Here is a 13,162-nt window from a genome sequence, read left to right as displayed (position 1 = left end):
CACCCCGCCGGGCTCCCACCGGACTGCCGGATCACGCCAGAACAACGGGACGCAGGTGCAAACTCCCGTCACACCCGCGGCTCCCCGTCAGGACCGTCGCTCCCCGCTGGGCCTGTCTGGAATTCCTCGGTCTGGGACCCCGCCCCGTCTGGAGCCCTCCCGTCTGGAGCCCTGCCGCCTGGAGCCCTGCCGCCTGGAGCCCTGCCGCCTGGAGCCCTGCCGCCTGGAGCCCTGCCGCCTGGAGCCCACCCACCTGGAGCCCACCCACCTGGAGCCCACCCACCTGGAGCCCACCCGCCCGGGGGTGCCATCCCACTCTCATTGTCCAGCCAGAACAGCGCCGGGCGGAAGTAGAGCGGGGTTCTGTGGATAACCCCGCGCGGCGCCACCCAGGCGCCACCCAGGCGGCGCCCAGGCGGCGCCCAGGCGGCGCCCAGGCGGCGCCCAGGCGGCGCCCAGGCGGCGCCACACGGCAACAGCATGACTTTGAGACAGGGCCTTAGAGGTCGAGGACGATGTCGGTGGCGGGGCGAGCGCAGCAGATCAGGACGTCATCCGGGCCGGGCGGTTCGAGTGGTGGCGGTGAGTAGGCCACCTCGCCCGAGAGGAGCGTCGTCGTACACGTGTGGCAGACGCCCGTGCGGCATGACCAGCGTGTCGGGACGTCGCACGCGTCGGCCAGGTCGAGGACGGACGGCTGCTGTTCGGACCAGGGCACCGTCAGGCCGCTGCGGGCGAAGGTGATCGCCGGTCCGGTGCCCGGCTCACCGGGCGGCTGGTGCGGCGGTGTACGTGCGTGGCCGGTCACGCCGGGGTTGATGGCGGGCATCGCGCCGAACAGCTCGGTGCGGATGCGGTCCTCGGCGAGGCCGAGCCCGGCCAGTGCGTCGTGGATGTCGGTCATGAACGCGGCGGGTCCGCAGATGTAGGCGGTCGCGTCTGCGGGGACGCCGAGTCCGGCGAGCCCTTCCCCGGTCAGTCGGCCACCGACCGCCGTGTAGAAGACGTGCTCCCGTGCGTCCGGGAGCGCGGCGATCAGGTCGTGTGCCTCGCCGGCGAGGGCGTGCTGGGCACGGTCGCGAACGGTGTGGATCCACCACACCGGCCGCCGGCTCTGCCGGGCGGCCAGCTCGTGCAGCATGGCCAGCACCGGTGTCACGCCGATTCCCGCCGAGATCAGCAGCACCGGGCCGGTGCCGTCCTGGAGCACGAAGTCTCCGCGCGGGGCCGCCACGTCGAGGACCGCCCCCGTACGCAGCGAGGCGTGGAGGTAGCCACTCACCAGGCCGTGCGACTCGCGTTTCACGCTGACCCGGTAGACGTCCGCGCCCGGCGCCGATGACAGGGAGTAGCTGCGCACCGGGGCGGGCCGGCCGGCGCCGGTGACGCGGAGCGTCAGGTACTGGCCCGGCCGGGCCCGCGGCAGCGGGGCGCCGTCGTCGGCCTCCAGGTAGATGGAGGACACCGACGAGCTCTCCGGCGTGATCCGTGCGACGCGGAGCCGGCGGAAACCGCTCCAGCCCGGCTCGACGCCCATCGAGGGCAGGTCCGGGCTGTCCCCGCGGTCGGCGGCGTCGGCGATGTCGCGGAAGGACTGCTGCCAGCCGGGGCTGAGCGCCGGGATGTTCAGGGCGGTACGCAGCTTGGCGAGGTCGCGGTCGGGCAGATAGAGCAGCGCGTCGATGTCGGCGACGCTCAGCGCTCCGGGGCCGACCTTCGTCCTGGTGATCTCGTCGCCGGCCTGGACACGGCCCTCGGTGATGACGCGCAGATAGAAGCCGGGGCGGTGATGGGCCACGAGCAGCGAGGGCATGGCCGGCTCACCGAGGCGGAGGCCGACGCGGTAGCAGGTGACGCGCGGCTGCGTGACCTCGAACTCCGCCTCGCCGATGCGGTAGCGGTCACCGACGCACACCTCGTCGTCGGCGAGACCGTCGACCGTGAAGTTCTCCCCGAACTGGCCGAAGGTGAAGTCGTCACGCTCGAAGTGCTTCTGCCAGTGCTCGTAGGACTCGATCTGGTACACGAGCACGGCCCGCTGCTCGCCGCCGTGCCCGTTCAGGTCGCCCTGGCCGTCGCCGTCGACATTGAGCCTGCGCACCATCCGCGGGCCGTCGACCGGCTCCTTCCAGATGCCCGTGTGGACCGTCTTTCCCTGCCACGCGACATCCTTCGGCAGCCCGACGTTGACCGACAGAAGCGACGCCATCCGAATCCCCCCTCGCCGACTCCGGAATCAACCCCAAACTAGTCACCCGCCGCGAAGCCACACCCCTCCAGGGCATGAAACTTCCGGCCGGTCCGCTTAGATTTCGCGAATGGTTCGGCTCCGGGCCCTGTCGCGTACGCCGGAACGGTGACAGCGTGGCCACTCGTGCCGGTGTTGCGTGAGCGGCGCACCTGGCGAGCGTCGTAGCCGAGGACAAACGCCCTGTCTATACCACTCCATGCCTTGATGGCCGATAGTTTACTTTTCCCTAATTCTCCGACGGATACCCCGGCAGGACCGTAGATTCGCCCCGTTGGACGGCTTGCTTGGGGGGAAGTCTCTTGGTTCTTCGTACATTGCTCGGCTGTGCCCCGTTCGTCGCCTGCGGCGTGATCAGCGTCTTCACCAACTGGCGCATCGGCACGGTCATCGCCCTGTCGCTCAGCCTCGTACTGCTGCTGGACAACCGGCGCCGTGGGAACAGCCTGGGCGAGGCGTTCATCGAGACGAGCGCCGCGGTCTTCTGCGCCATCGCCATGGTCATCTCCTTCGCGGCCCCCCAGGCGCCGCTGAGGGAGTTCATCGCCGCGCTGTCGGCGGGATGGCAGGCCCTGACCGCCTGGCTCTCGCTCGTGCTCCAGCGGCCGTTCACCCTGGGAGCCCAGCTGCGTTCCGTTCCGCGCCCGCGCTGGCCGCGCCACCCCCTCTACCGCTGGCACCTTCGCGCCAGCGTGATCTGGGCGGCGGCCTTCACCGTCACCGCCGGCATCCTCGGCATGGTCGAGTCGGCCACGACGGGCTCCGAGGGCCTCCAGAGCCTCATCGAGGTCGCCGGATACCTCATCCCCGCCCTCGTCGTCCTGCGCTACGAGATGACGCTGCGGCGTACGGACACGGCGCCGGTCCACGGGGGCAACGGCACCCGGCCGGCGGTCCGTTAGGCCCGGACCGGGCACGACCAACGGGCACGACCAACACGACCGGGCGCCCGCCCGGCAGGCACGTTCTTCGCTGTCACACGTACTCAGGAGTGGTAGATGTCCTTGCAGAGCGGCGGGGCCGGACAGCAGCAGCCGATACACGTGAGCCCGATGATCGGCGAGGCGAACCCGATCTCCGGTGTCGGCGGGTCCCTGCCGAAGTACCGGCTCCCGGACGGCCCGATGGTGCCGGGAACGGCCTATCAGCTCATCCACGACGAGCTGATGCTGGACGGCAACTCGCGCCTGAACCTCGCCACCTTCGTGACCACCTGGATGGAGCCCCAGGCGGAACGGCTGATGGCCGAGAGCGCGGACAAGAACATCATCGACAAGGACGAGTACCCGCGGACGGCCGAGATGGAGCAGCGCTGCGTCGCGATCCTGGCCGACCTGTGGAACGCCCCGGATCCCGCCGCCGCGGTCGGGTGTTCCACCACCGGCTCCAGTGAGGCGTGCATGCTGGCCGGGATGGCGCTCAAGCGCCGCTGGATGCGCAGCAACGCCGAGCGGTACGCCTCCGGGGCACGCCCCAACCTGGTCATGGGCACGAACGTCCAGGTGTGCTGGGAGAAGTTCTGCAACTTCTGGGAGGTGGAGGCGCGCCTGGCCCCGATGGAGGGCGACCGCTACCACCTCTCCCCCGAGCAGGCCGTGGAGCTGTGCGACGAGAACACCATCGGCGTGGTCGCCGTCCTCGGCTCGACGATGGACGGCAGCTACGAGCCGGTCGCCAGGATCTGCGAGGCGCTGGACGCCCTGCAGGAGCGTACGGGGCTGAACGTCCCGGTCCACGTGGACGGCGCGTCCGGCGGCATGATCGCGCCCTTCATCGACCCGGAGATGGTGTGGGACTTCCGGCAGCCGCGGGTCGCGTCGATCAACACGTCGGGCCACAAGTACGGGCTCGTGTACCCAGGGGTCGGATGGGCGCTCTGGCGTGATCAGGACGCCCTGCCCGAGGAGCTGGTGGAGCGGGTCAACTACCTGGGCGGCAACATGCCGACGTTCGCGCTCAACTTCTCCCGTCCCGGCTCACAGGTGATCGCGCAGTACTACAACTTCCTGCGGCTGGGGTATGAGGGCTTCCGCCTCGTCCAGCAGAACAGCCGGGACGTGGCGATGCACCTGGCCAGGCGGATCGAGGAGATGGGCTGCTTCCGGCTGATCACCCGCGGGGACCAGCTGCCGGTGTTCGCCTTCACCACCACGGACGACGTCACCTCGTTCGACGTCTTCGACGTCTCCCGGCGGCTGCGGGAGTTCGGCTGGCTCGTCCCGGCCTACACCTTCCCGGCGAACCGCCAGGACCTCGCCGTGCTCCGGATCGTCTGCCGCAACGGGTTCTCCTTCGACCTGGCGGACCGGCTGATCGAGGACCTGAACAACCTGCTGCCGTGGCTGCGCAGGCAGACCGCGCCCATGCTCGGCCCCGAGGACGTCCCGAGCTTCCACCACTAGAAGGCGGGGAGGCCGGGCCCTCGATACGACCAGAGTCCGGGGACCGGACCTCTCCCACGTGGAGGAATGATCGGAGCGGGTTCCGCTGCCGATCGGACCGGCGCCGCCGTCACCGCGACGCCCCGTGGCCTCCGGGTCCGGCGCGGACGGCGCGTACGAAGTCCGCGATCGCGGCACCGATCTCGTCCGGGCTGTCCTCGGGGGCGAAGTGCCGCCCCCGTACGGTGACCTCGGTCTGGTTCGGCCAGGTCCGGCAGAACTCCCGGCCGCGCCCGACGAGGACCGATCCCGGCTCGGTGTTGATGAACAGCTTCGGGACCGGGGACCGGGAGAGCCAGTCGGCGCACTCCTCCACGACCTTGACGACGTCGGCCGGTTCACCCTCGATCGGCAGCTGGCGTGACCAGCTCAGCATCGGCCGGCGATCCTCTCCGGGGTTCACGAAGGGCTCGCGGTACGCGGCGTGCTCGTGTTCGGTCAGCGTGCGCAGGGTCATCGACGGCAGCACCCCCTCGATGAGGAGGTTGCGGTCGAGCACGAGCTCCTCACCGAGGTCGGAGCGCAGATCCCGGTAGAAGTCGCGGTTGGGTCCGACCTCGTCCCAGGTCAGCGACTTGACCACCGCGTCGAGATACACGATCCCGGCCACCCGGTCCGGATGCCACCTGGCCCACTCGAACCCCAGCGTCGCCGCGAAGCTGTGCAGCACGAGAATGACGTCGCGTTCCAGGCCGAGCTGCTCCCACAGCCCGAACAGATAGTCGCGATGCTCGAAGTAGTCGTAACGCTCCGGCCCGGACGGCAGCAGTTTGTCCGAATCCCCCATGCCGATGAGGTCACACGCGATCGCCCGGCCGAGCGGGGTCACGTGCGGCAGCACGTTGCGCCACAGGTAGGAGGAGGTGCCGTTTCCGTGCTGGAACACGATCGGAGCGCCCTCGCCGTCCTCCACGTACGCCATCCGGCGGCCACTGACGAGAGCCGTCTTCTTCACCGACGGCGCCGGCACGCGGACTCCCCCTGGGCCGGCGGACCCTCAGGCCCGCTCGGTCGGCGGTCGCGAAAACAGAACGCACATTCCAGCGAAATTACCACGATCTAGCAGGCCCTCCCGTGCGCTCGATGCTCAGCCCCGCGGACGGCCGGTGCCCGCCGAGCCCCGCAGGGACTCGACCAGCTGGGGGGTGACGGACAGCCGGGATCGGGCGCCCGTCTTCGCGACGACGTTCAGGATGTGCTCCTGTACGGCGGCACGCGGCAGTGACAGGGCCATGCCGATCTCGCCGTTCGCCCATCCGGCGGCGACCAGCTCGGCGACCTTGTACTCCGTCGGGGAGAGGTGTGACGGCGCCCGGCGCCCCCCGGCCCTCACGATCCCGTGGCCGGCCAGGAGCGTCTCGGTACGGCGGAGGTCCCACAGAGCCCCGAGCTCGGCGTAGAGCTCCATCGCCTGATGACCATGGAGCGCCGCGGCCTGGATCATCGACGAACGGGCAAAGATCCCGGCCGCGTCCTCCAGGGCCATCGCCTGCTCGATCCTGCGCCCGAGCGCCGCGAACCGCTCGGCGGCGGCGAGCACCGGTTCCGGGTCGGACTCCGCCAACCCGGCGCACCACCGCAGCGTCACGCCGGCTCGCGCGGGACTCCACTCCTTCGCCGCCTCGGCCTCGCAGGCCGCGACGATCCTGCGCGCGAGCGGGAGGTCGCCCACCTCGACGGCCAGCCGCGCCATCCGCGGCAGCCACTGGTGCGCCGCCACGCCGCCGGTGGCCGGGCCGGACAGCAGCGGCTCGAGGATGGCCAGCGCGTCGAGCGGACGGCCGTCCTGCTCGGCCGCCATCGCTGCACCGACCAGCAGGAAGTCGAACGTGGCGGTCCGCGTCGCCTCCTCGCCCGATGACCAGGTGGTCTTGAGCGCCGCCTCGAGGCCGACGGAGTCGTCCCGGTGCGCGGCGATGACCGCCCGTAGCCCCTGTACCAGCCGGAACACCCCACTGCGCCGCAGGCAGTACCAGCCGTCGTACATCGTGTACTCCAGATCGGCGATCGCGTCGTCCCATCGCCCCAACCAGTACCAGTGCACCGCCGCCAGCGGCGCGATCCCACCGGCGACTCCCCGGCGGATCGCCAGCGCACGCGCGGTGGCCAGCGCGCGCTCGGCCTCCTCCAGCCGGTCGAGCTGCTGCAGGCTGAAGACCTTGTCGCCCCACAGCCCCAGCTCGACCTCGATGGCGTCCCGCTGCCCCGAGACCGCCTCGATGCCCGCCTCCACATGAGCCAGCGCGCCATCGTGATCGCCGAGCTGCCACTGAAGCTGCCAGAGCCGGTGTCGCGCGTACGCGACTCCCAGCACGTCGCCGGCCTCCTCCGCGGCACGAACGGCCTTCGTCGCGAAGTCGCGCCCGTGTTCGGCGTACTCGATCTGCCCCCGCAGGCACTCGAGCCGTATCCGCCAGCGCACGTGCAGGGCCGGGTCGGCCAGTGCTCGCCGGATGGTGTCCTGTGCGACCGCCGGCTCCCCCCCGTCGGACTGGAGGTAGGCGGTGACGAGCCGCATCTCCGCCGCCAGCTCGGCGTCCGTCGTCGCCAGCTCGACGAAGGCGGCCTCTTCCACCGGCCGCCCGCCCTGCCTCCACACCAGCCGGACCAGCAGTGCCGTGAGATCCACCCGGCTGGCGCTGCGCAGACCCCGCCAGGCCAGCACGCGCTCGACCAGCCCCACCGCGAGCTTCGGCGCCTGGATCGCCAGAACCTCCGCATGGGTCAGCAGCCAGCGGATCGTCCAGGCGTCCGGCGGGAGCTCGGCGAGCAGGAGCTGCGCGGCGACGCGATCGGGCATCGCGCCGGCCTCCTCCAGTGCGCGGGCCGCCTCGCGATGCCGGATCGGTCTCTCCGACTCCGGCGAGGTCAGCTCGACCGCCCGGCACAGCATCGGGTGCTGGAACGCCATCCGCCGGCCGAGCTGGCGGAGGACGCCGTTCTCGACGGCCTCGGAGAGCGGGCGCGCCAGCGCGGGCAGAGCCTGCCCGAGCAGGGCGGTGAGGTCGTCGAGGTCGAACTCGAAGCCGAGCAGGGCCGCGGCGCGTACGAGCCGCAGGCAGGGCTGCGTGAGGACCCTCAGCCACGGCCGTACGACCTCGCTCAGCGTGTCCTCGTAGTAGGCGCGGGCGAGTACGAGCCGCCCCTCTTCGATCCTCAGGAGGGAGGCGGAGGCCAGCGCCTCGATGATGTCGATCAACCGGCCGGGGTTTCCCGCCGCGCAGCCGAGCACCTCGAGCAGTTCCGGTCCCGGCGCCGTACCCGTCACGTCGGTCACCAGCTCCGCCACCCCGGCCTCGCCGAGCGGCTTCAGCTCGATGGCATGACCGACGTTGGAGATCGTCTCGGCCAGCCGTCGCAGCTCTCTCCTGTTCTCGTCGGGCCTGCCGGCCGCGACCAGGCAGAGCGGCCGGTCCGCCGCGACCTTGACCAGCCGCCGCCAGGCGAGCAGTCCCCCCTCGTCCACGTGGTGGAAGTCGTCGACGACCAGCAGGATCGGCCGGCGGTCGCACATGGCGCGTACGTCCCTGACGAGCCGGTCGATGGTCACGTAGACGGGCTCGGCGGGGTCGGCCTCGATGCCGCGAAAGCACCGCATCAGGTCCGCCGGTGAGTTGGGACCGCCGTCCTCCGCCGCCAGCCGGAACACCCGGCAGCCGGACTCCTCCGCACCGGCCATGCCGGCGGCGAGCAGCGCGGACTTTCCCACCCGTGGCCCGCCCTCGACCCAGATGACGCTCCCCTGGCCGGCTCGCAGGTCCGCGAGCCGTTCGCGCAGGAGCGCCTTCTCGGCCGACCGGCCGGCGAGCGGCCGCTGCAGGAGCTTGTCCAGGACCCGCTGGCGCATCCCGTGGAGCCGGTCTCCCGGCCCGAGCCCGAGCTGGTCCGCCAGCGTCATCTCGACACGTTCGAAAACCTCCAGCGCCTCGGCGCTCCCGCCGTTCTCGTGCAGCGCGAGCATCAGCAGGGCGTTGAGCTCCTCCCGCAGCGGATATTCGGCGACCAGCGGTGTCAGGTCCGTGATGACCTCGGCCTGCCGCCCGCGCTGGATCAGGGCACCGGCACGTCGTTCGACGGCCAGCAGCCGCAGCTCGGTCATCCGCGCGCGCTGCGCGGTGACGAAGGAGCCCTGGACGTCGGAGAGCGGCTCGCCGCGCCACAGGCCCAGCGCGGACTCCAGGGCGTCCAGCGCTCCGTCCGGGTCGCCGGCCTCACCACGGCGGCGGCCGAGCTCGCCCAGCCGGACGAACTCCTCGACGTCCACCTCCACCGCGTCGGCCCGCAGCCGGTACCCGCTGCCCTCCGTCACCAGGATCTCGCCGGTACGTGACGGGTCCAGCACTCTTCGCAGTCGCGAGACGTAGGTGTACAGGCCGTCCTCCGCGGCGTCCGGCGGCTCCTCACCCCAGACCGCGTCGATCAGCGCCTCACGGGAGACCACCCGGTCCGCCTGAAGCGCCAGGACCGCGAGAACGAGCCGCTGCTTCGCCGAGCCGGCCTGCAGCTCGCGTCGCCCCCCTGTCAGTCGTACCGGGCCAAGAAGCTCCACCCGTAGCCGCCCGACCTCCATCTCCCCCACGCTCCTCAAGCCGGATGACGCCGGGCACGTACGCGACGCCCCGGCCACCACCGTCCAGACCAATCAACGAAGTCCGGCACTTACGGTCAGCTCGGACTGCACTATCGGACACCATGATCCGGACCCCTCGCCGCGATCATTGTGCTGCGCCCCACCCGGACTCCTCTTCGGCCAAAAGATGGATCACGGCGGAGATCCGCTCGGCCATGAGAATGGCCCCCCTCGCGGTCGATCATGACGCCCGTCCCCCCGGATCGGTTCACCGCACTGGCTGATCGTCCCACAGCCTCCGGCCGATTGACCTCCCTCGATCCGCGAGGTAAGGAACCGTAAGATTCCCCATCAAGACCGCAAAGGCGTCTCTGTACGCCCGAAACAGACCTTTTGACCACGACGAACGGACCGATCGACCGACCGGGGGAATGTCGACATGGCCCGAACCTCACCGCGCGTCGACCTCCTGGGCCCGGTGCGCATGTCCGTGGACGCCCGGCCGGTCGCGCTGGGCTCCGGCCTGCGGCTGGCCGCCTTCGTGGTTCTCGCGAGCGGCGAGGGCCGTGCCGTGACGCGTCGCGAACTCGTCAACGCCCTCTGGGGGGCACGGCCGCCGGCCACCGCCGACGGCAGCGTCTACACGTACGTCGCGGGGCTGCGACGCGCTCTCGCGGCCGCCGGCGCACCCGACCTTCTCGTGTCGGACCGAGACGGCTATCGACTGGCGATCCCGCCCGAGGCGCTCGACCTCACCGCGTTCACCCGGCTGAGCGCCGAGGCGGCGGCCCTGGTCGCGGGCGGCGACGACAGGAAGGGCATCGAGACCTACGCCAGGGCGCTCCACCTCTCACGCGGCGAGCCCCTGTCCGGTGTGCCCGGACCGTTCGCCGAATCGAGGCGGGAACAACTCGGCGCCGCGCTGCTGGCCACGCAGGAGGCACACGCGGCGGCACGGCTGGAACACGGCGCGCACGCGGAGGTCGCCGCCGAGCTGGCGTCCCTGATCGACCTGTTCCCCCTGCGGGAGTCGCTGCGCGAACTGCGCATGCGCGCGCTGCACCGGGCGGGCCGCCACGTCGAGGCGCTGGCCCTCTTCAGCGACACGAGAGAGATCCTGCGCCGCGAACTCGGCGCGGAGCCCTCTGGGTCCCTGCGGCGGCTGCACCAGCGGATCCTCACCGATGACGGACCCGGCACGGCGGTACGGAAGCCGGCCGCGCCTGAGTCACAGCACGGGCCGGCCGCGGTCCGCCGGCCCGCCGCACCCCGGTTCGTCGGACGCACGGACGTACTGGATCTGCTGCGCCACCACCTCGCCGAGCTCCGGCACGGCCGTGGCGGCTCGGTCTGGCTCGAGGGCGACCCGGGCATCGGCAAGTCCGAGGTCGTCGCCGTCGCGCTGCACGAGCCGGACCGGCGCGACCATCACGTCGCCTGGGCGACGGCGGACGAACTCACCTCCCGGTTCCCCCTTCAGGTCATGCTGGACTGCCTGGGCATCCATCCCGAGACCGCGGAGACCGAGCGCGCCCTGCTGGCGCAGAACCTGTGGGAACCGGAGCCGGCGGGTTACGGATTCGCCACCCAGGACCCGACGTACGCCCCGAGCCGGCGGCTACGCGAGCACATCGAGGCGCTGTGCGCCGAACGTCCCCTGGTGCTGGTCCTGGACGACCTGCACTGGGCGGACGCGGTGACCCTGCGCCTGGTCGAGCGTCTCCTGCCGGCGAGCGGTGAGATGCCGTTGCTCCTGGTCACCACCGCGAGGTCCGGCTGGAAGGGCACCGGCATGTCCGCGGTGCACGACCGTGTCGCGGCCACCGGCGGGACGGTCGTGCGGCTCGGACCGCTGTCCGCGGGCGAGGCGGACGAGCTCACGGGACACCTGGTCGGCGCCCGGCAGGGGCCGATCCTGCGGCGGCTGACCACCCGCGCCGAGGGGAACCCCCTCTACATCACCGAGCTGGTCCGCGGCCTCATGCGAACGCAGTCGATCGAGATCGTCGACGGCATGGCGACGGTCGAGCCCCGGCAGGCCGGTCTCGCGCCGCGTACATTGCAGTCGGCGCTCGACCGGGCGAGCCGTACGGTGTCCGAGCACTCCCGGGACATGCTGCGCTGGCTCGCCGTCCTCGGCGATGACGTGCCGGTCCAGCGGCTGTTCGAGGTCCTGATGCCCGCCGGGCGGAACGAGCTTCAGGACTCGATCGAGGAGTCCGTCTCCGCCGGTCTGCTGGTCGACGCCGGCGACCGGCTGCGCTTCCGCCACCCGTTGCTGAGAGAGGTCGTCTACGAGGAGATCGCCCGGTCCTTCCGCGGCGTCATGCACGCGCAGGCGGCGAGGGCCCTCGCCGTCACGGGAGCTCCCGGGGTCTCGGTGGCCGAACACCTGGTGGGTGAGGACACCGACATGGACGACTGGGCCGTGGAGTGGCTCTCGGCCAACGCCCCGCACCTGGGAGACACGGCACCTGAGGTGACGGCGCAGCTCATCGAGCGTGCGCTCCTCGAATGCCGGATGGACCGGGCGACCAGGGAGACGCTCCGCATGATCCTGGTCCGCCTGCTCTTCCGGCTGGCGCGACTGCCGGAGTCCTCGATCAGGCAGGTCCTCGCGACCGCGGTGGATCCCGTTCACCTCGCCGAGCTCAACCTGCTCCTGGCGGCGGTACAGCTGAGAGCCGGCCGCCCCGAGGCCGGCGTCGAGACCCTGAATCGCACCCGTTCCGGCCCCCTGGTCCCGCAGGTCTGGGACACACGCCGGCGCCTGCTCATGAGGCACCTGGAGAGGGCGGTCGACGCGAGCAGGTTCCGCGTACCGCGGGCCGAAGGCTCACCTGGAACGCCCGCGGCGGATCCCGTCGCGGTCGTGCACCGGCTCACCGCGTCCTGGTACTCCAACACGGCGGCGAGAAATCATCCGGCCGCGCTCGAGAACGTGCGCGACGCCATCGAGCTGATCCGCGCGCACCCGGAGGCCGACGGCCCGCAGGCCGACCTCCACGAGTTGCTGGTGCACTCCCTGCACTACGTCGACCGGTTCCCCGAGGCCGCCGAGGTCATCGAGCGTTGCCACGCGGACAAGGACCGGACCGATCCGGCGTTGATGTGGATACCGGAGGCGTTGCACCACTTCTGGACCGGCGCGTGGGATGCCGACCTCGCCGCGCTCGAGTCGGTCCGCCGGCCCAGTGACGCGACGTCTCTGGGCGTGATGGCGGAGGTCGGCCCGTCCGCCAACCTGATCGGGCACGGTCTGGCCGCCTACATCTGCCAGCTCCGCGGCGACCGGCCGGCGGTGGCGCGCCACCTCGACACCCTTCGGCCGATCCCCATCGAGGGTGCGGTGGAGAGAGAGGCCTGCAGTTTCTTCCTCCGCGCCGAGGCGTTCGAGCTGGAGCACGAAGGAGACCCGGCGGCCGCGTTCGCGAAGCTGGGAGAGACCTCGCTCGACCCGGAGTTCGCTCCCCTGCAGACGCCCTACAAATGGTTTCCGTATCTCCTGCGCCTGGCACAGGAAATGGCGGACCAGGACAAGGTCGACCGCGTCATGGAGGCGGCGCGGCGCGAGGCCCGCCGGACGGTCGGATCCCGTGGGGCGCAGATGGCGTTGTACCGATGCCAGGCCCTGGCCCTCCGCGAGCCCGGCCTCGCCGTACGCGCGGCCGCGCACTATCGCGAGGTGGGGCGCCGCCTGGAGCGGGCGGAGGCGCTGGCCGAGGCGGCCGGGCTGTTCGCGGCGGGCGACCGGCCCGACGAGGCCCGCACCGCCGTGACCGAGTCGGTGCGGCTGTACCGGAGCTTCGGCGCCCACTGGTGGGCGGAGGATCTCAAGGCCAGGCTCACGAACCTGCGCGCCGTCACCTACCGTCCCGTCTCGTAACGCCCGTTTCTTTGTGC

The 13,162-nt window shown here is 71.4% G+C and carries 6 protein-coding genes; 3 read left to right on the top strand and 3 right to left on the bottom strand.

What is annotated here, in order from left to right:
• Window positions 1-499 precede the first annotated feature (499 nt).
• Window positions 500-2,209 carry an MOSC and FAD-binding oxidoreductase domain-containing protein gene (locus FB559_RS30380; RefSeq protein WP_141960018.1) on the bottom strand — a complete coding sequence of 570 codons (1,710 nt, stop codon included), beginning with the start codon at window positions 2,207-2,209 and terminating at the stop codon, window positions 500-502.
• 341 nt (window positions 2,210-2,550) lie between these two features.
• Between FB559_RS30380 and FB559_RS30375 the strand changes: the two genes are divergently transcribed.
• Window positions 2,551-3,150 (top strand): hypothetical protein, encoded by a 600-nt coding sequence (locus tag FB559_RS30375; RefSeq protein ID WP_141960016.1) that lies wholly within the window; start codon window positions 2,551-2,553, stop codon window positions 3,148-3,150.
• A 96-nt stretch (window positions 3,151-3,246) separates the two neighbouring features.
• Complete coding sequence (gad, locus tag FB559_RS30370; protein WP_141960014.1) at window positions 3,247-4,650, top strand: glutamate decarboxylase; 1,404 nt, start codon at window positions 3,247-3,249, stop codon at window positions 4,648-4,650.
• Between the two features lie 109 nt (window positions 4,651-4,759).
• Here the strand turns inward: gad and FB559_RS30365 are convergent, their stop codons facing one another.
• Window positions 4,760-5,659 (bottom strand): haloalkane dehalogenase, encoded by a 900-nt coding sequence (locus FB559_RS30365; RefSeq protein WP_246122203.1) that lies wholly within the window; start codon window positions 5,657-5,659, stop codon window positions 4,760-4,762.
• A gap of 117 nt (window positions 5,660-5,776) precedes the next feature.
• Window positions 5,777-9,259, bottom strand: a complete 3,483-nt coding sequence (locus FB559_RS30360; RefSeq protein WP_246122610.1) for an ATP-binding protein — start codon at window positions 9,257-9,259, stop codon at window positions 5,777-5,779.
• A 439-nt stretch (window positions 9,260-9,698) separates the two neighbouring features.
• On the opposite strand from FB559_RS30360, the gene FB559_RS30355 reads away from it, so the two are divergent.
• On the top strand, window positions 9,699-13,145 hold the full coding sequence (locus tag FB559_RS30355) for an ATP-binding protein (RefSeq protein ID WP_141960009.1): 3,447 nt from the start codon (window positions 9,699-9,701) through the stop codon (window positions 13,143-13,145).
• Window positions 13,146-13,162: the final 17 nt, after the last annotated feature.

The organism is Actinoallomurus bryophytorum (genome assembly GCF_006716425.1).
GTDB lineage: Bacteria > Actinomycetota > Actinomycetes > Streptosporangiales > Streptosporangiaceae > Actinoallomurus > Actinoallomurus bryophytorum.
The sequence above is the reverse complement of the archived record's forward strand: the minus strand, read 5'-3'. Positions and strand labels throughout refer to the sequence as shown.